Source organism: Staphylococcus americanisciuri, from assembly GCF_024814435.1.
GTDB classification, from domain to species: Bacteria; Bacillota; Bacilli; order Staphylococcales; family Staphylococcaceae; genus Staphylococcus; species Staphylococcus americanisciuri.
Genome location: NZ_JANUXY010000004.1, coordinates 75743 through 99679 on the forward strand (window position 1 = coordinate 75743; position 23937 = coordinate 99679).

The following is a 23937-nucleotide window of genomic DNA, read 5'->3' on the forward strand; positions in this document are numbered from 1 at the left end:
AGGATTAACATGTTTCAGATTACATTTAAGATTTTAAAGTGGGCGACACCTTATAGATCAAGAATGATTTTAGGATTTGTAATGTCATTTATTAATTCTATTTTTATAGCCTTACCAATCTTTTTAGCAACCCAAGTGTTTACCCGTGTGCTATCTCAGAAACAAATTGAAATGTATGAAATTATGAGTGTGTTAGGCATCATGATTTTATTAGTTTTAGCAAGATTTGTGACAGCTTATTTAAAGAATAGACTTCAAGAAAGTATCGCTTATGAGATGAGTGCGAAAGAACGTTTGAATATTGGTGATAAACTTAAGAACGTAAGACTAGGGTATTTTGAAGACCATCAAACAAATGAACTCGCAACGGTCGTTACAACTGATTTAACGTTCTTAGAAAATTATGCCATGAAGATGATCGATATTGTTGTAAACGGCTATATATTAATTACCGTATTAATTTTGTCACTTTTAGTTGTGTCTTGGGAAGTATCACTATTAGCACTCGTAGGCGTAGTTCTATCCTTACTTTGCATTCATTTATTAGAAAAGAAAAGCCATCAAAACGCGCCACATTATCATCATGCCCAAAATCAACTTGTTGAGAAAGTGCTTGAAGTTGTTCGAGGTATTCAAGTTATTAAATCATTCTCAAAAGAAAATACAAGTCTTCAAAGTTTTAACAAAGCAGTAGATGAAAGTAAACGCATGAACTCAAAAATTGAATTACAATACATACCGTTTAATTTATTACATTTGTTGAGCTTAAAGATTGTCTCTATCATCATAGTATTAATCGCATGCTTGTTATATATGAATCAAAGCATTGATTTACCAACACTTATTATGATTTCAATCTTTTCATTTGTGATATTTGAAAGTGTGGAAAATGTAAACAGTGCAGCACATGTGTTAGAAATGATTGATATGACGTTAAATGATATTGAAGAAATTAAGAAAGCACCTATATTAGATGAAACGGGAAGAGATATTGAAATCGATAACTTTGATATTGAATTTGATCATGTCAGCTTCTCTTATAGGGAGCACAGAGTGATTAATGATGTGAGCTTTAAAGTAAGATCGCATACATCTACAGCAATCATAGGGCCTTCAGGAAGCGGTAAGTCTACCCTATGTAATTTATTGTTAAGATTTTACGATGTAGACGAAGGTACGATTCGAATAGGTGGCGTCGATATCCGAGATATGACACTTAGTACGTTGATGTCGCATATTAGTGCGGTATTTCAAAAGGTCTACTTATTTAATGATACAATCGAAAATAATATTTTATACGGTAAGCCAGATGCAACTAAGGAAGAAGTTATCACAGCTGCAAAACAAGCATGTTGTCATGACTTTATCATGTCACTACAGGATGGCTATCAAACAATGGTTAATGAAAAAGGGAGTAATTTATCTGGTGGAGAAAAACAACGTATATCTATTGCAAGGGCGATATTAAAAGACGCGCCAATCATCATTCTAGATGAAGCAACTGCAAGTATTGATCCAGAGAACGAACATCTCATACAAAGTGCGATTGATGAATTAAGTAAAGGCAAAACAGTCATCACAATCGCGCATAAAATTGGAACAATTAAAAATGCCAATAAAATCATCGTATTAAACGAAGGTGAAATCATTCAAAAAGGCGATCACGAAACACTCGTGAATCAATCAGGTACTTATCAGAACTTCATTCACATCAAGACACAATCAGAAGGTTGGAGATTGTAGATTATGAGTAAACAAATTGGGATTTCAGGTGGAAATGGGGCACTAGGTACTTATCATTCTCTTTCCACCACAAAAGCCGAACAGCAAAAAAAAACGAGACTTCCACATATAGTCTCGTTTCAATCTTCATAATATAAAATTATACGCGTGTTACTTTACCTGATTTTAAAGCACGTGTAGAAACCCAAACTTTTTTAGGTTTGCCATCAACAAGGATTCTCACTTTTTGTAAGTTCGCATTCCAACGACGTTTCGTTGAGTTTAATGCGTGTGAGCGTCTGTTACCAGTTGAGGCTTTACGTCCTGTTACGAAACATTCTTTACCCATCATCGTACCTCCTTTAAGAAATACAAATACACTTTGCTACTACATACTACGGTAATATACCATATTCAATACGACTGTGCAATAAAAAGATATTTGTTACATCATAAATCGCTTTGTGTAATGACAAGTTTCTGTTATAATTTATTGTTGTGATTACGTATGAGATAGTAAAAAGCGGTTAAATGCCACTTTTGACTGTTTTATTTATCATTGTAGTAGCATACCGTTTTTGTGAATAGTAGAATAGAATTAAATGGATTGATGCCATACGCATGTTCAAATATATATGTAATATGAACTGAATTTTATAAGTAAGATAAAATAATAAAATTTTAGAAATGAACAATACAAGAAGCTGAATAAATTGAATAGGAGGCGATATGTTATGGCTTTAGAAATTACAAACGACTATGGTAGTATTGATATTTCAAATGAAGTGATTGCGTCTGTAGTAGGTGGCAAAGCAGTCGAATGTTATGGGATTGTCGGCATGGCTTCACGTCAACAAGTACGCGATGGAATTGCTGAGATTTTAGGTCATGAAAATTATGCCAAAGGGATTGTGGTAAGAGAGAATGACGGTATTTTAGACGTGGATATGTATATTATTGTGAGCTATGGTGTGAAGATTTCAGAAGTTGCTCAGAACGTACAATCAACAGTCAAGTATACGCTAGAACACACACTTAAGCTTAAGGTAAACTCAGTTAATATATTCGTACAAGGCGTACGTTTTAACAATGATGGGAACGACAAATAGGAGGACATTCGCATGGTTACGAAGATCAACGGTAATCTATTTGCCGATATGATTATACAAGGAGCTCAAAATTTATCAAACAATGCTGATTTGGTTGATTCATTGAACGTATACCCTGTACCAGATGGCGATACAGGAACGAATATGAATCTATCAATGACGTCGGGGAAAGAAGAAGTACAAAATAATCCAACACCACATATTGGTGACTTAGGGAAGTCATTTTCAAAAGGACTGCTCATGGGTGCACGTGGTAATTCGGGGGTTATTTTGTCTCAAATTTTTAGAGGTTTTTCAAAAGCACTTGAAGATGTTAATGAAATCGATGCTAAACAATTTGCACAAAGCTTCGATGCAGGTGTGAAAACAGCCTACAAAGCAGTTATGAAGCCGGTTGAAGGAACCATCTTAACAGTTGCAAAAGAAGCAGGTCAAGCAGCTATAGATACAGCTGAGAAAACGAATGATTGCTTAGAAGTGATGACGGCTGTTTATGAAGCAGCACAGAAATCTTTAGAAAATACACCGAACCTTTTACCTGTCTTGAAAGAAGTAGGAGTTGTCGACAGCGGTGGTAAAGGTTTAACACTTGTTTATGAGGGATTCCTCAAAGCGATGAAAGGCGAAACGATTGAACCACAAACGCCAAAAGTAGACAAAGAAGAATTTTTTAACGATGACCATGATTTCCATGGCGTTATTAATACAGAAGATATTGTTTACGGTTATTGTACAGAAATGATGGTACGCTTCCAATCGGGTAAAGCACCGTTTGACGAAGCGACTTTCAGAGAAGATATGAGCAAGTTTGGTGATTCACTACTCGTTATTAGTGACGATGAAATTGTGAAGGTTCATGTACACACTGAAACACCAGGTGAAGTCTTTACTTTTGGTCAAAAATACGGTGAGTTGATAAAAGTTAAAGCTGAAAATATGCGCGAACAACATCGTGAAGTGTTGCGTAAAGAAGCGGCGAATGCTGACAAACAGACAAGTTCAGAAGCGGATGTAGCGAAAAAAGTGGAAACGGCGATTGTTACGATTTCTATGGGTGACGGTATTACAGAGCTCTTTAAATCGATGGGGGCAACACATATTATTAGTGGTGGACAAACAATGAATCCATCTACAGAAGATATTGTGAATGTTATTCAAGAAAGCGGCTGCAAACGCGCAATTATCTTGCCGAACAACAAAAACATTCAAATGGCGAGTCAGCAAGCAGCTGAGATTGTTGATGTTGAAGCGGTTGTTGTACCGACACGCACAGTGCCACAAGGTATTGCAGCGATGTTCAGTTATGATGCTACAGCGTCTATAGAGGATAATGCGACTGCCATGACGGCTGCACTTGCTGATGTGAAGTCAGGTTCTATTACATATGCAGTGCGCGATACGAAAATCGATGGTATTAACATCGAAAAGGGCGCATACATGGGCTTAGTAGAAGATAAGATTGTTGTGAGTGACCGAGAAGTAGAAGCAACGTTACGTCAAACATTAGAAGCGATGATTGATGAAGAAAGTGAAATTTTAACGGTGATTACAGGAGAAGAAGCAACAGATGAGCAGACAGCATTTATTGAGTCATTTGTAGAAGAACACTTTGAAGATGTTGAGATTGAAGTTCAAAATGGTGAACAACCTATCTATCCATACTTGTTTGCGGTAGAATAGTTAGCATGTTTATATAAAGTGGGACATGGTCTTTTAGCGGGATTGTTGTCCCGCTTTTTCTATATGTAAAATAATAGATAGTAGGAGTTCATTTAAAAATTTAGAATTGTTATAATAACATTACATTTTTAGAAAATTACAGGGGGGAGATTATGAAATTTAAAAGTGTGTTCGATATTATTGGACCGACAATGGTGGGACCATCGTCGTCACATACAGCAGGGGCTGTGCGAATTGGCTTAGTTGCCAGATCATTGTTTGGAGGGGCGCCGACGCAAGCTGATATTTATCTGTTTGGCTCTTTTATGGAAACCTACAAAGGACATGGGACAGATGTGGCATTGGTAGGCGGTTTGTTGGGGTATGATACAGACGATAGCCGAATTGAATCGAGTCTTACAACAGCGAAAGCGTTAGGTATGCGTGTGAATTTTATTGAAATGTCTGAAGAACGTCCGCATCCTAATACAGCGATTATTGATATGACAGATGGTGAAACTACAATTTCTGTTGAAGGTGTATCAATTGGTGGGGGGAAAATAGAAATTGTCGCAATCAATGGTTTCCCAATCAATATTAGTGGGAACTATCCAACGTTACTCGTATTTCACAAAGATACATTTGGAACAATTGGTAAGGTTGCCAATATTTTAGGAGCGCATAGTATCAATGTTGGGAGTATGCATGTTTCACGTAAAGAAAAGGGAGATCAAGCCTTGATGACGTGTGAATTGGATGAAACAGTCACTGATGGCGTAATTGAAGAGATTCGTCAAATACCGGGGATTATAACGGTATCACTAATGGGAGAAGACTAATCGGAGGGATAGGATGTTTAAAAGTATTAAAGCGCTCATTGCAAAGTGTGAAGCGGAAAATAAGCCAATCTATGAAGTGATGCTCGAACAAGAGATGTCTGTCACTGGTATGACACAAGAAGAGGTCTATATGCATATGGATCGCAATCTAACAACAATGGAAAATGCGGTGGAAGAAGGATTGAATGGCGTTACATCTAAAACAGGATTGACTGGTGGCGATGCAGTACTAATGAAACAGTATATCGCAAGTGGTAATGCTTTAGCGGGTAACTTAGTGCTAGATGCGATTAGTAAAGCTGTCGCAACCAATGAAGTGAATGCTGCGATGGGGAAAATATGTGCGACACCTACTGCGGGATCAGCAGGCGTTGTTCCTGGTGTGTTGTTTGCATTGAAGGATAAATTACAGCTAGATCGTAAGGGGATGCTGAACTTTCTGCTCACTGCGGGTGCTTTTGGTTTTGTAGTTGCCAATAATGCCTCTATATCTGGTGCGGCTGGAGGGTGTCAAGCGGAAGTCGGATCTGCGAGTGCGATGGCGGCAGCGGCTATTGTTGAAGCAGCTGGAGGGACGCCACAACAGTCGGCAGAAGGTTTTGCAATTTGTATGAAAAATATGTTAGGACTTGTATGTGATCCGGTTGCTGGATTAGTGGAAGTACCGTGTGTGAAGCGTAACGCAGCGGGTGCATCAAATGCCATTGTGTCTGCAGATATGGCGCTGGCAGGAATTAGCTCTCGTATCCCAACCGATGAGGTGATTGATGCGATGCACCGCATAGGACAAACAATGCCTGTAGAATTGCGTGAAACAGGACGTGGTGGTTTGGCAGGTACACCAACCGGAGAACGGTTAAAACAACAAATATTTGGTGATTAATTATGACAAAAATAGCGATAATTGAAAATCCTTATGCGCTTAAAGATATTAAAGGACTTGGACCTAAGCGTTTAACGATACTCAATGAAATGAATATTCATACGGTTGAAGATTTGATTCTCTATTTACCTGCACGATATGAAGACAATTCGCTTGTTGATCTGACACAAGCAGATGATGAATCCATCGTGACGGTGCAGGGGGAAATCTATTCTACCCCAACCGTCGCTTTTCTAGGGCGCAATCGTTCAAAGTTAACGGTTCATATGATGGTGAATGACATTGCAGTAAAAGTTGTGTTTTTCAATCAGCACTATTTGAAGAACAAGATACAGTTACACGATACTGTTGTTGTAAAGGGCAGATGGTCGCGACGTAAACAAGAAATCAATGGACAAAAGATGTTTACGGATATGAAACAACTTGCTGATGCACAGTTCACACCTATATATCGTGTGAAAGAAGGTATCAAGCAAAAAACATTGCGAGATATGATTCGAACGACGCTAAAAGATGTGACAATTCATGAATGGTTACCAGAAGACTTGCGCCATAAATATAAGCTAGAATCACTACATGATACTTTACACACATTGCATGAAGCATCGGATCAAGCAATGATTTTGAAAGCGCGTCGGACCTTCGCATTTACGGAGTTTTTTATCTTTGAGTTACGCATGCAATGGTTAAATCGATTAGAGAAAACTTCAGACCAAGCAGTTGCCGTCAATTATGATATAGAAGCAGTTAAAGCATTTATTGCTGACTTACCATTTGAATTAACGGAAGGTCAAAAACAAAGCATAAACGAGATTTTCCGAGATTTAAAGGCGCCACTGCGTATGCATCGCTTGTTACAGGGCGATGTTGGTTCAGGTAAAACAGTTGTCGCAGCTATCTGTATGTATGCTTTAAAAACAGCGGGCTACCAATCAGCATTAATGGTTCCGACCGAGATTTTAGCCGAGCAACATTCGGAAAGTTTAGCGACATTATTCGGTGAGCGTATGCGTGTCGCTTTATTAACAGGATCAGTCAAAGGAAAAAAGCGAGATTTGTTGCTTGAACAGCTTGCACAAGGCGAAATAGATTGTTTAATTGGTACACATGCTTTGATTCAAGATGATGTAGTGTTCCACGATGTTGGGCTTGTAATTACGGATGAACAGCATCGCTTCGGTGTCGAACAGCGCCAAAAGTTGCGTGAAAAAGGAGCATTGAGTAATGTGTTATTCATGACAGCCACGCCGATACCAAGAACTTTGGCTATTTCGGTTTTTGGTGAAATGGATGTGTCGTCAATCAAAAGCATGCCAAAGGGTCGTAAGCCAATCATTACACATTGGGTGAAACATGAAGGCTATGACCAAGTATTGGCACAAATGGAACAAGAACTTGCCAAAGGGCGTCAAGCATACGTTATTTCGCCATTGATTGACAGCTCTGAACATCTTGAAGACGTTCAAAACGTCATTGCACTGTACGAAAATTTACAGATGCAGCTACCCAATCGTCGCATCGGTATTTTGCACGGTAAAATGCGTTCAGATGAGAAAGATGATGTCATGCAGCGTTTTAGTGCGCATGAGTTAGATGTACTTGTGTCTACAACAGTTGTCGAAGTCGGTGTGAATGTGCCTAATGCGACGTTTATGATGATATATGATGCCGATCGTTTCGGTCTTTCTACGTTACATCAATTGAGGGGGCGTGTGGGAAGAAGTGATCATCAAAGTTATTGTGTACTGATTGCCTCTCCAAAAACAGAAACAGGCATTGAACGTATGACGATTATGACACAGACAACAGATGGTTTTGAGTTGAGCGAACGCGATTTAGAGATGCGAGGACCTGGAGATTTCTTTGGTGTGAAACAAAGCGGACTGCCCGATTTCTTAGTGGGCAACCTTGTAGAAGACTATCGCATGTTAGAAGTGGCTCGAGATGAAGCTGCAGAGATGATCCAATCTGAACGCTTCTTTACCAGTGAATTCGTACGGCTTAGAGAATTTATCGAACGTAACGTGTTACATCAAAGTTTTGACTGATGTTTAATTAAACACCCTGAAAAATGATGTGTTTTTGATGGAATATGTCATGAATTCACAAAAGCATTTGGTGTTAGTTGGAAGATAGATGAGAACATGTTAAAATGTATTAGAACCAATTAAGACTTGGTACTAAATAGTGGTGGCGATAAAGTGAAAAGAAATAAAAATGAAAGACGTAAGTTAATAGAAGAAACAATTCAACAAAATCCCTTTATAACCGACCAAGCACTGAGTGAAATGTATGATGTGAGTATACAAACAATTCGTCTCGATCGCAGTCAACTACATATTCCTGAATTGCGAGAACGGGTTAAACGTGTCGCAACGGAGCAATATCCACATATTAGCTCATTGGAGAATCAAGATATCATCGGTGATATTATTGCATTAGTACCTAACAGTTCAGCCAAGTCTTTGTTAACGATATCATCCAAAGATGTCTTTTCACGCAATAATATTGCACGTGGACATATCGTTTTTGCACAAGCCAATTCACTTTGTGTGGCGATGATTAAGCATGGTTTTGTACTCACGAAAGAAAGTCATATTCATTTTGTAAAGCCTGTCCATTTAGGGGATAGTGTCATGGCTCAAGCAAAAGTAGCACATCACGATAATAAATATTATGAAATGACTGTGAGCTCATACGTAGGAGAAGAAAAGGTTTTTGAAGGACTATTCAAAATGTACTATATAAGTGAGGATGAATAACATGGTAAAAATAGCTGTTGATATGATGGGTGGCGACGATGCACCGCAAATCGTCTTAGAAGCGGTTGAACAAGCAGTCAATGACTTTGAAGATTTAGAAGTCATCTTGTTTGGCGATAAATCGCAGTATACGTTGGATCATCCACGTATTACATTCCGTCCAACTTCAGAAATAATTACGATGGAAGATGAACCAGTGCGTGCGATAAAGCGTAAAAAGGACAGTTCTATGGTACGCATGGCAGAAGCAGTAAAAAATGGTGAAGCACAAGGATGTGTCTCTGCAGGAAATACGGGTGCATTAATGTCGGCAGGCTTATTCGTTGTCGGACGGTTGCCTGGTGTTGCGAGACCTGCATTGGTTGTAACATTGCCAACTGTCAGCGGTAAAGGTGTTGTATTTTTAGATGTGGGTGCTAATGCAGATGCGAAAGCCGAACATCTATATCAAAATGCGATTCTAGGTCATGTCTATGCAACGAAACTGCGTGGTATCGATCAACCTAAAGTAGCGTTATTAAATATTGGTACGGAAACACAAAAAGGAAATAGTTTGACAAAAGCAGCGTTTAAGCAGATGGAAGCATCGCAGCAGTTCAACTTTGTTGGTAATATTGAAGCGAAATCGATTATGGAAGATGAGGCAGATGTTATTGTAACGGATGGTTTTACAGGCAATATGATTTTAAAAAATTTAGAAGGTGTCGCAAAATCATTCGGCAAGATTATCAAACATGACTTGTTATCAAGTATGAAGAATAAGTTAGCAGCTTTAATGATGAAAAAGGATATTAAAGGCATTGCCAAACAACTTGATTACTCTGAATATGGTGGCTCGGTACTCCTTGGGTTAGATGGCGTTGTTGTAAAAGCACACGGTAGTTCAAGTGCTAAGGCATTCTATTCAGCAATCCGTCAAGCAAAAATTGCGTGTGAAACACAAATCGTAGAAAATATGCGCGAAATGGTTGGTGAACAAGGTGAGTAAGGTAGCATTAATGTTTCCAGGTCAAGGTGCGCAAAAAGTAGGGATGGCGCAGGATCTATATTTACATGATGATACAGCAAAAGCGTTGCTTGATGTAGCACAAGCGAGTCTTGATTTTGACTTGTTAGAAACAATGTTTGAAGACCCACAAGGGATACTATCACAAACTGAAAATACACAACCTGCATTATTAGCGCATAGCATGGCATTATATACAGCAATGGGTCAACCAACTGCAGACTATGTCATTGGGCATAGTTTGGGTGAATATTCAAGTTTGGTTGCGAACGGTGTATTAAAGTTTGAAGATGCTGTGAAGATTGTAAGACGTCGTGGTGAATTAATGGCACAGGCGTTTCCAAGTGGTGTTGGCAGTATGGCGGCAGTATTAGGTCTATCGCTTGAGGAAGTGCGTGCCATTTGTGCTGAAATCTCTACGGAAGATGCAATCGTTGAGCCGGCTAACATCAATTGCCCAGGTCAAATTGTAGTTTCTGGTCATGCATCCGCTGTTGATCAACTCGTTCAAAACGGCAAATCACTCGGTGCGAAACGTGTGTTACCACTCCAAGTATCTGGGCCATTTCATGCTTCTATCATGCAAGTTATCGAACATGATTTTGCAACGTATATTGATCAATTTGAATGGCATGATGCACATACACCTGTTGTCCAAAACTATCATGCACAAGGTGAAACAGATGCAGATAATATTAAACAACATATGATTAAACAATTATATTCACCAGTACAATTTATTGACTCTATCGAATGGTTAATCAATCAAGGTGTAACCCATTTTGTAGAGATTGGTCCTAACAAAGTATTATCAGGACTTGTGAAAAAGATTAATAGAGATGTTAAAATAACTTCGATACAAACACTCGAAGACATAAAGGAATGGATGACAAATGACTAAAGTAGCATTAGTAACAGGTGCTTCAAGAGGTATTGGACGCAGTATTGCCTTGCAGTTAGCAGATGAAGGGTATCATGTTGTAGTAAACTACGCAGGGAACAAAGAAAAAGCCGAGGCCGTTGTAGCGGAAATACAGAGTAAAGGCAGAGAAAGTATCGCCATCCAAGCAAATGTCGCGAATGGTGATGAAGTCAAAGCGATGATTAAAGAAGTGGTAAAAACATTCGGTTCACTTGATGTACTTGTTAATAACGCAGGAATTACACGCGATAATTTGTTAATGCGTATGAAAGAGCATGAATGGGACGATGTGGTTGATACGAACTTAAAAGGTGTTTTCAACTGTATTCAAAAAGCAACACCACAAATGTTGAAGCAACGTCATGGTCGTATTATTAACTTAACAAGCGTAGTCGGGGCAGTAGGGAACCCTGGTCAGATTAACTATGTAGCGACAAAAGCTGGTGTCATCGGAATGACTAAGACGGCGGCACGCGAATTGGCTTCTCGTAATATTACAGTGAACGCAGTAGCTCCAGGTTTTATTGTGTCTGATATGACAGATGCATTAAGCGATGAGTTGAAAGAAACGATGAAAGGACAAATTCCACTCGGTCGTTTCGGTCAAGATACAGATATCGCGCATACAGTTGCATTTTTAGCATCAGAAAATGCAAGCTATATCACTGGACAAACAATTCATGTTAACGGTGGTATGCACATGGAATAATGCTACCATATGGCATGAACCATGCTATAATAAGAAGGAAGTTCCTTGCGCAGTAGCAAAAGATGAAGTGGGTTGTAATTCTGTCTAGAACATGGCAAAATATAACCGTCGGGTATGATATGAATAAGTATCACTACAGTCGACCAAGGGCAATCCTTGAATTTTTAAAGGAGGTGACAGACTGTGGAAAACTTCGATAAAGTAAAAGACATCATTGTTGACCGTTTAGGCGTAGACGCTGATAAGGTTACTGAAGGTGCATCATTCAAAGATGATTTAGGTGCTGATTCACTTGATATTGCTGAATTAGTAATGGAATTAGAAGACGAATTTGGTACTGAAATTCCGGATGAAGAAGCGGAAAAAATCAATACAGTAGGCGACGCTGTTAATTTCATTAATACACTTGAAAAATAATTATTTTCAACTGAGCCGATTCGTATCGGCTCAGTTTTTTTAGGAATGCGTATGAATGTTTAATTGCGTTCGTCTGTGCATGTTGTCCAAGGTCTTGTCGTATAGATAATAAAAGAGAGAAAAAAGTATTTTATACAGCAGGTAAAGGGAGGCGTTGTATGTGGTTAAAGCAAACAAAGACACATTAGTAAAGGAATTTAGGAAAAAATTTGAGTATAAGATGAACGAATTAGGTTTACCTTATGACAATATCGCTATTTATCAACAAGCATTTTCACATTCAAGTTTTATTAATGATTTTAATATGAATCGATTAATGTATAATGAACGATTAGAATTTTTAGGCGACGCGGTATTAGAATTGACGGTATCACGCTTTTTATATGATCAATATCCACAACTGCCAGAGGGGGATTTGACTAAAATGCGTGCAACAATTGTGTGTGAACCCTCACTTGTAATATTTGCGACGAATATTAATATGAACCCGCTTATTTTGTTAGGCAATGGTGAAGAAAAGACAGGCGGACGTACGCGACCAGCACTGGTGGCAGATGCCTTTGAAGCGTTTGTTGGTGCTTTATATTTAGATCAGGGGTTAGAGGTTGTACGTCATTTTGCAGAACAAGTGATATTTCCGTATGTTGAAGGCGATACATTGATGGGGGTTGTTGATTTTAAAACGAAACTTCAAGAATATATTCATCAATTGCATCTAGGTCGTTTGACATATCGAGTGGTAAAAGAAGAGGGGCCTGCTCATAACAAAGAATTCACATCAGAAGTTTTGTTGAATGACGAACCTATTTCTATCGGTCAAGGTCGTACAAAGAAAGAATCAGAACAAAAGGCAGCGGAACAAGCCTATGTAAAAATGACAAGTAAGGAGTAAGGTATGGTGTATTTAAAGTCTATTGATGCATATGGTTTCAAGTCTTTTGCTGAGCCTACGCAAATTCAATTTGATCAGGGTGTTACTGCTATCGTGGGGCCTAATGGTAGTGGTAAAAGTAATATCACAGACGCTATTAAATGGGTGTTAGGTGAACAATCTGCACGCTCTTTACGTGGCAGTAAGATGGAGGATATTATTTTCTCTGGAGCTAAACACCGTAATGCACAGAATTATGCGGAAGTACAATTGAGATTAGACAATCAACAACGATTGCTCAACATTAATGCAGATGAAGTTGTAGTGACACGTCGATTGTATCGTAGTGGCGAGAGCGCATACTATCTGAACAATGAGCAACAACGTTTAAGAGACATTACAGAACTTTTTCTTGATTCGGGATTGGGCAAAGAAGCCTTTAGCATTATCTCTCAAGGGCGTGTTGATGAAGTGCTCAATGCGAAACCGATTGACCGCCGCCAAATTATAGAAGAGTCTGCAGGTGTCTTGAAGTATAAAAAACGTAAAGTAGCATCGCTGGATAAGTTGTCACAAACAGAAGATAACTTAACACGTGTTGAAGATATTCTAAGTGATTTAGAGGCGCGTATAGAACCGCTAAAAGAAGAAGCAGCTATTGCCAAAGAATATCAAACGCTATCTGAAATTTTGCAGGAAAGTGATATATGTGTCACTGTACATGATATTACTTCTTATAAGGCGCAAATTGCGGAACATGATGAAACGTTAAATGGTTTGAAAAGTGAGCAAGAACGTGCTCAAAGTAAAAAGACCCATATCACGCGTACGATTAAAGCAACGAAAGGCGATCGTTTCGAGATAGATGGGCAGTTAGAACAACTTAATGCGGCACTGATTGAAGCAACCGAACAAGTTGAAAAGGTGACAGGGCAATATCATCTGATTGAAGAACGCCAAAAAAACCAATCGCAATCAAATGCGCGGATTGAAGAAGAACAAGCGAGTTTAATTGCTCAAAAATCTCAAGTGGAAGAAGAACTAGCAACTATTCAAAAACAGTATGCAGCATTAAAAAAACAGAAAAAAACGCTGACTCAAGAAGTACATACATTGGAGCAGTCGTTACACCAAGTACAGTCAGCTACTGATGAAGATGTTGAACGTTTGAAAGATCAGTATTATGAATTAATGACGGAACAGTCAGAGATAAATAATGAAATACGCTTCCTTACTCGGACGTTGGCAGAACATCAAAAGAAACAAACACGCCTTGACTCACGCATGTCCGAAGCGTATGCCAAATTAACAGAGGCACAGCAACAACTGACGGATATCGAACAAGCACAAAATGATAAACAAGCGCAATTAACAAGTGTGACACAGCGAAGTAAACAAACAGAACAAGCACTCACTGAAGTGAAACAACTGCACACAGATTCTGAGGAAAAACTTCATCAAGCATACCGTTATAATGATAAATTGAAGTCACGCATTGAGAGTATGAAGTTGCGTGAAGACGATCTCAGCTATTTTTATCAAGGTGTTAAAGCTGTATTAAAGGCAACAGATACTTTAAAAGGAATTCATGGTGCAGTGGCACAAAAAATTGATGTTCCTTCAAAATATACAACTGCAATTGAGACAGCATTGGGCGCAAGCATGCAGCACGTTATTACAGCAGATGAAGCGTCTGCACGGCAAGCCATTCAATATTTAAAAACGAAACGCTTAGGGCGTGCGACATTTTTACCATTATCGGTTATCCAAGCTAAACAGACAGATGCGTATCTCGTTCAAAAGGCACAGCAACATTCAGGTTTTATTGCTGTTGCGAATGAAGTGGTAACGACTGATGCAACTTACCAGAAAATTGTTGATCATCTTCTCGGACGTATTTTGATAGTGGATGAGCTCAAGCATGCGAATGAAGTAGCACAAAGTATCAATTATAAAGTGCGTATTGTGACTTTAGACGGTGATGTCGTAAACCCTGGTGGTTCTATGACAGGTGGTGGTAATGCACAGCGCCAATCTTTGTTACGCCAAAAAGATGAAGTACAGCAACTTGAAGCACAGTTAGCAGATTATCAAGAGAAAACACAAGCACTGGAGCGTTTTTGTATTACTAAGAAAGAAGAACAAGCCTCGCTCAGTGACGAATATGTTAAGTTGCAACAACAATATAATCATTTGAAACATGCCTTACACGATTTAAATCTTGAACATGATCGCTATGAAGAAGTGATTCAACGTTTGAAAACAGATCATGAAGCTTTTGAATTTGAGAAAAACGACGGATATCAACGTGTTAAAGGGGAAGAGACGTTAGCTGCACAGGAACAACGCAAAGCAGCTATTGCGACACAACTTACATCTTTAGATCAGCAGATTAAGCAATTGACTACAGAAACCAAACAAGGTAAGGCGCAACTTGCAGAAAGTCAACAACAGTTGCACCAAAAGCAATCTGATTTAGCGGTTGTGAATGAGCGGATTCGTACGCAACGCCAATCTGAAACGCGCTTGAAGCAAACTTTGACACAGATTGCAGATCAACAGCGTAAGTTAAAAGCGCAATTGGACATCATTAATTCAGATGAAGTCAATGATGCGTCAACATTGACGAAGCTTCAAACTGAGATTGAGCGTGCGCAACAACAAAAAGAAGCGCTGTTAGCTGAGCAAGATCAGTTGCGCACACAACGTCAAGCGGTTGAGCAATTGCTCGAAACGAATGAACATGCGCTTGAAGAGACGCATCAGTATATCCTAACGCTTGAAAATCAATATCAAGAAATCAAAGGTGCTCAATCACGTTTGGATGTGTTGATTGATCATGGATTGGATCATCTATCGTCTCGTTATCATATGACTTTTGAGCATGCGTCAACAGAATATCCGCTTGGTGATAACGATATTGAAGCATTACGTCAAAAGGTCAAGTTAACACAGATGTCTATTGATGAGCTCGGACCAGTGAATATGAATGCGGTCACACAGTACGAAGAGGTTAATACGCGTTATACGTTCTTGAACGAGCAACGTGAGGACTTGCGTGAGGCAAAAACTACTTTGGAGCAACTGATTGATGAGATGGACGAAGAAGTGGTAACACGCTTCAGTAAGACGTTTCATGCGATTCAAGGTCATTTTTCAGAAGTGTTTCAAACGCTCTTTGGTGGTGGACAAGCAGAACTCATTTTGACGGAGGACGATTATTTGACAGCAGGTGTGGACATCAAGGTTCAGCCACCAGGGAAGAAGTTGCAACATTTATCACTGTTGAGTGGTGGCGAACGTGCGCTGAGTGCGATTGCATTATTATTTGCGATATTAAAAGTACGCTCGGCACCATTTGTGATTCTGGATGAAGTAGAAGCGGCACTGGACGAAGCGAATGTAATACGCTATGCTTCGTATTTAAAGTCGCTATCTAAAACGACTCAATTTATTGTCATTACGCATCGAAAAGGTACAATGGAAATGTGTGATAGATTATACGGTGTCACAATGCAAGAAATGGGTGTCTCGAAATTAGTGAGTGTTAATTTGAATACCATTGATGAAGTGATGAAGGAGGAGCAGCAATAAAATGAGCTTTTTTAAACGTTTGAAAGATAAGTTTGCAAAATCTGAAGAAGTTACGCATAAAGAGGAAAAGGTTGAAACGCAATCAGAACCTGTTATAGAAGATGGTGGGCAGTCAGAAACCACAGAGCCAAAGCCAATGAAAGAAAGTGAACCGGATTGGACGAAGCAAGACTTTGATGATGATTTGATATCCATTGAAGAATTTGAGGAACTTGAATCTCAAAAAATTGGTGCGAAGTTCCGTGATGGTCTCGAAAAATCACGTGAAAACTTCCAAAACCAACTCAACAATTTATTAGCACATTATCGCAAAGTGGATGAGGATTTCTTCGAGGCGTTAGAAGAAATGTTGATTCAAGCCGATGTTGGTTTTAACACCGTGATGGAGCTTGTAGATGAATTGCGTATGGAAGCAAAACGTCGCAACATTACGGAAACAGTTGATCTTCGTGAAGCAATCGTTGAGAAAATCGTTGAAATCTATCATCAAGAAGACGATAAATCTGAAGAAATGGCGATTGAAGAGGATCGTTTAAACGTTATTTTAATGGTGGGTGTCAACGGTGTTGGTAAAACAACGACAATCGGTAAGCTAGCACACCGTTATAAAGCACAAGGCAAAAAAGTGATGCTAGCAGCTGGCGACACATTCCGTGCAGGTGCGATTGAACAACTTGAAGTATGGGGCGAGCGTGTTGGCGTGGAAGTCATTCGCCAAGCTGAAGGTGCCGACCCAGCAGCCGTAATGTACGATGCGATGAATGCAGCGAAAAATAAAGGTGTCGATATTTTAATTTGTGATACAGCTGGTCGCTTACAAAACAAACAAAATTTAATGAATGAACTCGAAAAAGTGAAACGTGTCATCGGTCGTGCTATCCCAGAAGCGCCACATGAAGTATTACTTTGCTTAGATGCGACAACGGGACAAAATGCTTTAGCACAAGCCAAAGCATTTAAAGAAGTGACAGATGTAACAGGTATTGTTTTAACGAAACTTGATGGTACAGCTAAAGGTGGTATTGTATTAGCTATTCGAAATGAATTGCATATCCCTGTTAAATACGTTGGACTCGGGGAGCAATTGGATGACTTACAACCATTTAATGCAGAAAGTTACGTTTACGGTTTATTTGCTGACATGATTGAAGAGAATGTTGCTGAAGAAGATGAACAAGCAAACGAGGCGGTATCCGATGACAGAGAATGATCTTATTAAAACATTACGCATGAATTACTTGTATGATTTTTATCAATCATTATTAACAGAGAAACAACGTAATTATTTGCGTTTATACTACCTTGAAGATTATGCGCTGAGTGAAATAGCTGATACATTTGATGTGAGTCGTCAAGCCGTGTATGATAACATAAGAAGAACGGGAGAGCTTGTAGAAGATTATGAGCACAAGCTTGGCTTATACCGTCGTTTCACACGTCGCCAAGAACTTTATTGTGCGATGCGTGAACATATAAATGAACCAGAAATACTCGAACGATATATACAAGAACTGGAAGAATTAGAATAAGGAGGGTCACTTTATGGCGTTTGAAGGATTATCCGATCGTTTACAAGCGACAATGCAAAAAATCAAAGGTAAGGGTAAAGTGACTGAAGCTGACATCAAAACAATGATGCGTGAGGTTCGTTTGGCACTATTAGAAGCCGACGTAAACTTCAAAGTCGTGAAAAATTTTGTGAAGACAGTTTCAGAACGTGCACTCGGTTCAGATGTGATGAAGTCATTAACACCTGGACAACAAGTTATCAAGATTGTACAGGAAGAACTGACAACACTAATGGGTGGCGATAACAGCCAAATTACAATGGCGAAAAAGCCGCCAACTGTTGTGATGATGGTCGGTTTGCAAGGGGCAGGTAAAACAACAACAGCAGGTAAGTTAGCATTATTAATGCGCAAGAAATACAACAAAAAGCCATTGCTTGTTGCTGCAGACATCTATCGCCCAGCTGCGATTAAACAATTACAAACAGTTGGTAAACAGATCGACATTCCTGTCTATACGGAAGGCGACCAAGTTAAACCCCAACAGATTGTTGAAAATGCTTTGAAACATGCCAAAGAAGAACATTTAGACTTTGTCATTATTGATACGGCTGGCCGTTTGCATATTGATGAAGCGTTAATGGGTGAATTACAAGAAGTAAAAGAAATTGCGAAGCCCGACGAAATTATGCTCGTTGTCGATGCAATGACAGGTCAAGATGCAGTGAACGTTGCAGAATCATTCGATCAACAATTAGACGTTACAGGTGTGACGTTGACGAAGTTAGATGGTGACACACGTGGTGGTGCGGCGCTATCAATCCGTGCCGTCACACAGAAACCAATCAAATTCGTCGGTATGAGTGAGAAGATGGATGGTTTGGAACTGTTCCATCCAGAACGTATGGCATCACGTATTCTAGGTATGGGTGATGTCTTGAGCTTAATTGAAAAAGCACAACAAGATGTGGATGAAGAAAAAGCGAAAGATCTTGAGAAGAAAATGCGCACATCTTCATTTACATTGGATGACTTTTTAGAACAACTTGATCAAGTGAAAAACTTAGGGCCATTGGATGACATTATGCGAATGATTCCGGGTATGAACAAAGTGAAAGGCTTAGATCAGTTAAATATGAGCGACAAACAAATCGACCATATTAAAGCAATTATTCAATCTATGACATTAGAAGAACGCGAAAATCCTGAAAAGCTAAACGTTTCAAGGAAAAGACGTATTGCGAATGGTTCGGGACGTTCATTACAAGAGGTCAATCGTTTATTAAAACAATTCAATGATATGAAGAAAATGATGAAACAATTTACAGGTGGCGGCAAAGGCAAAAAAGGTCGTCAAGGTCAACTACAAAACATGTTAAAAGGTATGAACTTGCCATTCTAATGCTGTAGTGTGCAGGTTTTTTGAAGAAAAAATAAAAGGTAAAGTATTTTCTCTTTACAAAGTATCTGTGACCTGTTATTATTGTTTCTTGTAGATAATAAAACTTATGACTTTGAAGGAGAGAATTATAAATGGCAGTAAAAATTCGTTTAACACGTTTAGGTTCAAAAAGAAATCCATTCTACCGTATCGTGGTAGCTGATGCACGTTCACCACGTGATGGTCGTATCATCGAGCAAATCGGTACTTACAACCCATCAGCAGTGAATGCACCAGAAGTAAAAATCGACGAAGCGTTAGCTTTAAAATGGTTAAAAGACGGTGCGAAACCAACTGATACAGTTCACAACATCTTATCACGTGAAGGTATCTTAAAAACATTTGATGAACAAAAACGTTCAAAATAATACAAACACACTTTAACAGTGGGACAAATCAAAAGCAGGTTTTGTCTCACTGTTTTTGTTAGAGTGCAGTAGATTTTTAAGCAAGGAGGTATTTGTTGTGAAGATTGAAGTCGGTAAAATTGTGAATACACATGGAATCAAAGGCGAAGTCAAGGTCAAATCAAACTCAGATTTTACAGATGTTCGCTTTCAACCAGGAGAAGTGCTTCAAGCGGAACTGAATGGCAAAGTGACAGATTTGACGGTAAGAAGCTATCGTATGCATAAAGGCTTGCATATGTTGACGTTTGAAGATATCTACAATATTAATGACATTGAACATTTGAAAGGTGCAACGTTAACACAAGAGCGCGATCATGAAGAGATTACGTTAGATGAACATGAATTCTACTATTCAGATATTATCGGTTGTACGGTGTTTAATGGTGATGAAGCAATTGGTCGTGTCACTGAAATATTTGAAACAGGTGCCAATGATGTATGGGTTGTCAAAGGCGAGCGAGAACATTTAATTCCATACATTGCAGACGTGGTACAAAGTGTCGATGTTGAAGCACGCAAAATTGTTATTACACCAATGGAAGGGTTGTTAAATGAATGAGAATTGACTATTTAACATTATTTCCAGAGATGTTTGAAGGTGTATTAAACCAATCTATTTTGAAGCGGGCACATGATAAAGGACAATTAACAACACGCACAATCAACTTTAGAGATTACGCAAATAATAAACATAATCAAGTAGATGACTATCCATTTGGTGGTGGTCAAGGTATGGTGTTGAAACCAGAACCAATTTTTAATGCGATGCGTGATATCGAGATGACACCAGAGACGCGTGTGATTTTAATGACACCACAAGGGAAGCCGTTTAATCAACAGGTAGCGGAGTCGTTGGCAGAAGCGGAACACCTTGTCTTTATTTGCGGTCACTATGAAGGCTATGATGAACGCATTCGTGAGCATTTTGTAACAGATGAAATATCAGTTGGTGATTATGTATTAACAGGCGGCGAATTGCCAGCGATGGTGATGACAGATGCAGTTGTGCGTCTATTGCCTGACGTACTTGGAAATCAAGTGTCACATGAAGATGACTCATTTTCGAGTGGTTTACTTGAATATCCACAATATACACGTCCACGTACATTTGAAGGGCTTGATGTTCCAGATGTCTTATTATCTGGTAATCATGCGCATATTGAAGCATGGCGCCATGAGCAAGCACTATATCGCACATACCAAAAGCGCCCTGATTTATTAGAGACTTATCCGCTTACTGAAGCAGATAAAAAAATAATTGAACGTTTCAAAAGATAATTGAAATGTTGTTCAATGTATGCTAGTATATTCTAAGTGTGAAAGCACAAATAACACTATGATCCGCTGCTATTTATTTGTCGAGGCAAGAACATAGTTTGAAGGAGAGAATAAATAATGACAAACCACAAATTAATCGAAGCAGTAACACAATCACAATTACGTGATGATATCCCATCATTCCGTCCTGGTGACACTTTACGTGTACACGTACGTATCGTCGAAGGTACTCGCGAACGTATCCAAGTATTTGAAGGTGTTGTAATCAAACGTCGTGGTGGCGGTATTTCAGAAACTTTCACAGTTCGTAAAATTTCTTCAGGTGTTGGTGTTGAACGTACATTCCCATTACACACACCAAAAATCGAGAAAATCGAAGTGAAACGTCGTGGTAAAGTACGTCGTGCGAAACTTTACTACCTACGTAGCTTACGTGGTAAAGCAGCACGTATCCAAGAAATTCGTTAATCCAGTCGTACCATTTACGTACGATACTGACATAAAAACAGGCTTAGCATGTGAAGTTCATATGTTAAGCCTGTTTTTCTATATATGAAAACTAGGAATCATTATATATACACTTAACTATACTTAAAAAAAAGCCCAGAAAATACTTTCTTTTTTAAGGAAAATAAGTATAATTAACTTAATATAAAATATAAAGGGATGGGGATACAATGAGTCATTTTTCATTACCAAAAGAGTTGAATCAGTTAATTGTAAATGGCATTTTGGATGGTTACAAAAAGTATCTTGATGTAAGACGTGATGCACAGAAAAAGTATCTTGTAAGTAGAGGTTTTACATGGACAAAGGCAAATATTATTGATACCTTCGTCGCCAAGGCGTGTTCTAAATATGAAGGTATTGATTTTACAATTGATAAAGCGGGATATACATGGGAATATCTGCAGTTTACATTGAAAGACACACAAGAAAAAGTCCTTTTTATTGTGAAAAATAGTTGGGGTGTAGAGAGAACGTTTAATGGTAAAAAGGATAAGAGCAAAAAAGAAAATTATTTATATGATTATGCAGGTATCAATAATCCAATTGTGGATAAAAAAATGCTTAAATTTTCACCATCTCAAAAGAGCGTACAATTAGAATTTGATTTAACAGAAAAAGAAGAAATCGGGAAAAGCATTGCTGAAAATAGACTAAAAGACTATAATCGTTTTTATGTAGTAGTTTATGAATTTGATGCGCAATCTAAAATGATTAGTAAAATTGCATTAACTTTGCCAAACCAATATGAAATGCGATTAATTGAAGTTGATGATTTGACATCACTTATAAAGAATAGTCATTCAGTTATTTCATCGTATGACTTAAAAGTAGTACAAAATGATAGACTTCCTCAAGGTACACATGCAGACGATAATCAATCTTTTGGTTATGGAATTGCTGTTGACAATCAAGAAGGTTCTCAATAAGAATCTAGTAAAAGAAAGTTGTGATGAAATTGATTTTTTATGGAGAGAAGCTCAGCAATATACGTAAACTTAACGGGCTCTCCCGAAAAGAGCTGGCAGAACAGTTGGATATTACTGAACAAGCAATATGGCAGTATGAAAATGATTCAATGTTGCCTCGAATTGATGTATTAAATAAATTGGGTCAGTTATTTAATGTTGATACAAAATACTTTTTCACTCAAGAGTATCTGATTCATAAGGTGTCTGAAGAAAAAATTGCATATCGCGCTGAAGACAGAGAATCAAGAAAGAAAACAAAGTTAGAAATAACGTTTGTGAACTTTCTTGATTACTACATCAATTTTTTTGAACAAAACTTGTTAATTCCACAGATGCCAATTATGGATATTAGAGAAAAAACTTTGAAGATGCTTCAGGAAACAAATGAAGATAGAAATGAGTGTATCAAAAAAATTGCTGAATTCGTGAGAACAGAATTAGGATTAGAAAATAATAAAGATTTGATGTATACGTTAGAAAAAAGTGGTATCTATATTGTTGAAAAAAAGCTAGGGACACAAATTGATGCATATAGCACTGTAACGCAAGATGGGCGTTTATACATTGTTCTAGGTACCGTGAAGAAATCCGCGGTTAGAAGAAATTTTGATCTTGCGCATGAGTTGGGTCATCTATTATTGCATGATGATGTGGATATGGATATTTTAAGTTCTGCAGATTTAAAAACAATAGAAACAGAAGCGCATTTATTCGCTTCAGCTTTTCTATTACCAGAAATGCAGTTTGTAAAAGATTTTCAAAGTTTAACACGTAAGTCAAATCCTGATTACTATATAGAATTAAAGAGAAAATATTTAGTATCCATTGCCGCTATGGAAATGAGAGCCTATGCGTTAGGCTTACTAACATATCAAGAAAATAGATACTTCTGGGGACAATTAAATAAAAAACAATATAAATCTTTTGAACCACTAGATGATGAGATACCACCAGTAAGACCCGGGAAAGTACGAGCACTCTTAAAGTTTGTATTGGATAAAGAAGTTATGGAGATAGAGGAAATATGCAAAGAAGTTCATATTCGTCCGGATTTTCTATCTTATTTATTCAATTTAGAAACAGACTTTTTTAAACCATATCTGACGACACAAAAAGATTATTTTGGCCATACAGAGGTTATTCCTATTGGTGATTTTCGTGATAAAACTTCAACGAGATAAATTAAAACAGGCTTAGCATGTGAAATTCATATGTTAAGCCTGTTTTTCTATATATTAAGGGCAACGACTATTCTACATTAAGTAGTGTCGTTTCCTTAAAATATATTTTTAAATTTTGCGTCGTCATCAATAATAAATAATAACAATT

At 38.2% G+C, this 23937-nt stretch carries 23 protein-coding genes; 22 read left to right on the forward strand and 1 reads right to left on the reverse strand.

Annotation, left to right across the window (positions count from 1 at the left end):
• Window positions 1–9: 9 nt before the first annotated feature.
• Window positions 10–1743 (forward strand): ABC transporter ATP-binding protein, encoded by a 1734-nt coding sequence (locus NXS11_RS04885; RefSeq protein ID WP_259199455.1) that lies wholly within the window; start codon window positions 10–12, stop codon window positions 1741–1743.
• Between the two features lie 139 nt (window positions 1744–1882).
• Here NXS11_RS04885 and rpmB read toward each other — a convergent pair whose 3' ends face one another.
• Window positions 1883–2071, reverse strand: a complete 189-nt coding sequence (rpmB, locus tag NXS11_RS04890) for a 50S ribosomal protein L28 (protein WP_014614133.1) — start codon at window positions 2069–2071, stop codon at window positions 1883–1885.
• A 385-nt stretch (window positions 2072–2456) separates the two neighbouring features.
• On the opposite strand from rpmB, the gene NXS11_RS04895 reads away from it, so the two are divergent.
• The 21 genes from NXS11_RS04895 (at window position 2457) to NXS11_RS04995 (ending at window position 23789) form a co-directional block, all read left to right on the forward strand.
• Window positions 2457–2831 (forward strand): Asp23/Gls24 family envelope stress response protein, encoded by a 375-nt coding sequence (locus NXS11_RS04895; protein WP_044360802.1) that lies wholly within the window; start codon window positions 2457–2459, stop codon window positions 2829–2831.
• Window positions 2832–2843: 12 nt separating this feature from the next.
• Window positions 2844–4511: a fatty acid kinase catalytic subunit FakA gene (gene fakA, locus NXS11_RS04900; RefSeq protein ID WP_259199491.1), complete on the forward strand. Its 1668-nt coding sequence runs from the start codon at window positions 2844–2846 to the stop codon at window positions 4509–4511.
• A gap of 152 nt (window positions 4512–4663) precedes the next feature.
• The gene (gene sdaAB / locus NXS11_RS04905; RefSeq protein ID WP_259199492.1) at window positions 4664–5329 is read left to right on the forward strand and encodes an L-serine ammonia-lyase, iron-sulfur-dependent subunit beta; all 666 of its coding nucleotides are present in this window, start codon (window positions 4664–4666) and stop codon (window positions 5327–5329) included.
• Between the two features lie 13 nt (window positions 5330–5342).
• The gene (gene sdaAA / locus NXS11_RS04910; protein WP_259199493.1) at window positions 5343–6212 is read left to right on the forward strand and encodes an L-serine ammonia-lyase, iron-sulfur-dependent, subunit alpha; all 870 of its coding nucleotides are present in this window, start codon (window positions 5343–5345) and stop codon (window positions 6210–6212) included.
• A 2-nt stretch (window positions 6213–6214) separates the two neighbouring features.
• Window positions 6215–8260 carry an ATP-dependent DNA helicase RecG gene (recG, locus tag NXS11_RS04915; RefSeq protein ID WP_259199494.1) on the forward strand — a complete coding sequence of 682 codons (2046 nt, stop codon included), beginning with the start codon at window positions 6215–6217 and terminating at the stop codon, window positions 8258–8260.
• Between the two features lie 153 nt (window positions 8261–8413).
• The gene (fapR, locus tag NXS11_RS04920; protein ID WP_259199495.1) at window positions 8414–8974 is read left to right on the forward strand and encodes a transcription factor FapR; all 561 of its coding nucleotides are present in this window, start codon (window positions 8414–8416) and stop codon (window positions 8972–8974) included.
• Window position 8975: 1 nt separating this feature from the next.
• Window positions 8976–9962 (forward strand): phosphate acyltransferase PlsX, encoded by a 987-nt coding sequence (gene plsX, locus NXS11_RS04925; RefSeq protein WP_259199496.1) that lies wholly within the window; start codon window positions 8976–8978, stop codon window positions 9960–9962.
• On the forward strand, window positions 9955–10881 hold the full coding sequence (gene fabD / locus NXS11_RS04930; RefSeq protein ID WP_259199497.1) for an ACP S-malonyltransferase: 927 nt from the start codon (window positions 9955–9957) through the stop codon (window positions 10879–10881). Before plsX ends, fabD begins: the two co-directional genes overlap by 8 nt.
• A complete protein-coding gene (gene fabG, locus NXS11_RS04935; RefSeq protein ID WP_259199498.1) occupies window positions 10874–11611 on the forward strand; it encodes a 3-oxoacyl-[acyl-carrier-protein] reductase in 738 nt (245 codons plus the stop codon). The genes fabD and fabG overlap by 8 nt, the downstream gene beginning before the upstream one ends.
• 183 nt (window positions 11612–11794) lie before the next feature.
• Window positions 11795–12028, forward strand: coding sequence for an acyl carrier protein (locus tag NXS11_RS04940; RefSeq protein ID WP_044361001.1), 234 nt, complete (start codon window positions 11795–11797; stop codon window positions 12026–12028).
• A 220-nt stretch (window positions 12029–12248) separates the two neighbouring features.
• Window positions 12249–12920: a ribonuclease III gene (gene rnc / locus NXS11_RS04945; RefSeq protein ID WP_259199713.1), complete on the forward strand. Its 672-nt coding sequence runs from the start codon at window positions 12249–12251 to the stop codon at window positions 12918–12920.
• Window positions 12921–12923: 3 nt separating this feature from the next.
• Entirely contained in the window at window positions 12924–16493 is a 3570-nt protein-coding gene (gene smc / locus NXS11_RS04950; RefSeq protein ID WP_259199503.1) for a chromosome segregation protein SMC, read from the forward strand.
• Window position 16494: 1 nt separating this feature from the next.
• Window positions 16495–17703, forward strand: a complete 1209-nt coding sequence (gene ftsY, locus NXS11_RS04955) for a signal recognition particle-docking protein FtsY (protein ID WP_259199504.1) — start codon at window positions 16495–16497, stop codon at window positions 17701–17703.
• The gene (locus NXS11_RS04960; RefSeq protein ID WP_259199506.1) at window positions 17690–18022 is read left to right on the forward strand and encodes a putative DNA-binding protein; all 333 of its coding nucleotides are present in this window, start codon (window positions 17690–17692) and stop codon (window positions 18020–18022) included. Before ftsY ends, NXS11_RS04960 begins: the two co-directional genes overlap by 14 nt.
• 13 nt (window positions 18023–18035) lie before the next feature.
• Entirely contained in the window at window positions 18036–19403 is a 1368-nt protein-coding gene (ffh, locus tag NXS11_RS04965; RefSeq protein ID WP_259199508.1) for a signal recognition particle protein, read from the forward strand.
• A 131-nt stretch (window positions 19404–19534) separates the two neighbouring features.
• Window positions 19535–19810, forward strand: coding sequence for a 30S ribosomal protein S16 (gene rpsP, locus NXS11_RS04970; RefSeq protein WP_044360994.1), 276 nt, complete (start codon window positions 19535–19537; stop codon window positions 19808–19810).
• A 97-nt stretch (window positions 19811–19907) separates the two neighbouring features.
• Window positions 19908–20411: a ribosome maturation factor RimM gene (rimM, locus tag NXS11_RS04975; protein WP_259199510.1), complete on the forward strand. Its 504-nt coding sequence runs from the start codon at window positions 19908–19910 to the stop codon at window positions 20409–20411.
• The gene (gene trmD, locus NXS11_RS04980) at window positions 20408–21130 is read left to right on the forward strand and encodes a tRNA (guanosine(37)-N1)-methyltransferase TrmD (protein WP_259199511.1); all 723 of its coding nucleotides are present in this window, start codon (window positions 20408–20410) and stop codon (window positions 21128–21130) included. Before rimM ends, trmD begins: the two co-directional genes overlap by 4 nt.
• Before the next feature lie 117 nt (window positions 21131–21247).
• Window positions 21248–21598, forward strand: coding sequence for a 50S ribosomal protein L19 (gene rplS, locus NXS11_RS04985; RefSeq protein ID WP_259199512.1), 351 nt, complete (start codon window positions 21248–21250; stop codon window positions 21596–21598).
• 209 nt (window positions 21599–21807) lie between these two features.
• Window positions 21808–22566, forward strand: a complete 759-nt coding sequence (locus tag NXS11_RS04990) for a spr1630 family ClpXP-sensitive toxin (RefSeq protein WP_259199513.1) — start codon at window positions 21808–21810, stop codon at window positions 22564–22566.
• 23 nt (window positions 22567–22589) lie between these two features.
• Window positions 22590–23789 (forward strand): spr1629 family repressor/antitoxin, encoded by a 1200-nt coding sequence (locus tag NXS11_RS04995; RefSeq protein WP_259199514.1) that lies wholly within the window; start codon window positions 22590–22592, stop codon window positions 23787–23789.
• Window positions 23790–23937: the final 148 nt, after the last annotated feature.

Coding starts and splice junctions, on each gene's coding strand:
- NXS11_RS04895 (WP_044360802.1), top strand. CDS start 2,457: ATGGCTTTAGAAATTACAAACGACTATGGTAGTATTGATATTTCAAAT.
- NXS11_RS04885 (WP_259199455.1), top strand. CDS start 10: ATGTTTCAGATTACATTTAAGATTTTAAAGTGGGCGACACCTTATAGA.
- sdaAB (WP_259199492.1), top strand. CDS start 4,664: ATGAAATTTAAAAGTGTGTTCGATATTATTGGACCGACAATGGTGGGA.
- NXS11_RS04960 (WP_259199506.1), top strand. CDS start 17,690: ATGACAGAGAATGATCTTATTAAAACATTACGCATGAATTACTTGTAT.
- fabG (WP_259199498.1), top strand. CDS start 10,874: ATGACTAAAGTAGCATTAGTAACAGGTGCTTCAAGAGGTATTGGACGC.
- recG (WP_259199494.1), top strand. CDS start 6,215: ATGACAAAAATAGCGATAATTGAAAATCCTTATGCGCTTAAAGATATT.
- smc (WP_259199503.1), top strand. CDS start 12,924: ATGGTGTATTTAAAGTCTATTGATGCATATGGTTTCAAGTCTTTTGCT.
- NXS11_RS04995 (WP_259199514.1), top strand. CDS start 22,590: ATGAAATTGATTTTTTATGGAGAGAAGCTCAGCAATATACGTAAACTT.
- rpmB (WP_014614133.1), bottom strand. CDS start 2,071: ATGGGTAAAGAATGTTTCGTAACAGGACGTAAAGCCTCAACTGGTAAC.
- sdaAA (WP_259199493.1), top strand. CDS start 5,343: ATGTTTAAAAGTATTAAAGCGCTCATTGCAAAGTGTGAAGCGGAAAAT.
- NXS11_RS04990 (WP_259199513.1), top strand. CDS start 21,808: ATGAGTCATTTTTCATTACCAAAAGAGTTGAATCAGTTAATTGTAAAT.
- rnc (WP_259199713.1), top strand. CDS start 12,249: ATGAACGAATTAGGTTTACCTTATGACAATATCGCTATTTATCAACAA.
- rpsP (WP_044360994.1), top strand. CDS start 19,535: ATGGCAGTAAAAATTCGTTTAACACGTTTAGGTTCAAAAAGAAATCCA.
- rplS (WP_259199512.1), top strand. CDS start 21,248: ATGACAAACCACAAATTAATCGAAGCAGTAACACAATCACAATTACGT.
- trmD (WP_259199511.1), top strand. CDS start 20,408: ATGAGAATTGACTATTTAACATTATTTCCAGAGATGTTTGAAGGTGTA.
- fakA (WP_259199491.1), top strand. CDS start 2,844: ATGGTTACGAAGATCAACGGTAATCTATTTGCCGATATGATTATACAA.
- ftsY (WP_259199504.1), top strand. CDS start 16,495: ATGAGCTTTTTTAAACGTTTGAAAGATAAGTTTGCAAAATCTGAAGAA.
- ffh (WP_259199508.1), top strand. CDS start 18,036: ATGGCGTTTGAAGGATTATCCGATCGTTTACAAGCGACAATGCAAAAA.
- plsX (WP_259199496.1), top strand. CDS start 8,976: ATGGTAAAAATAGCTGTTGATATGATGGGTGGCGACGATGCACCGCAA.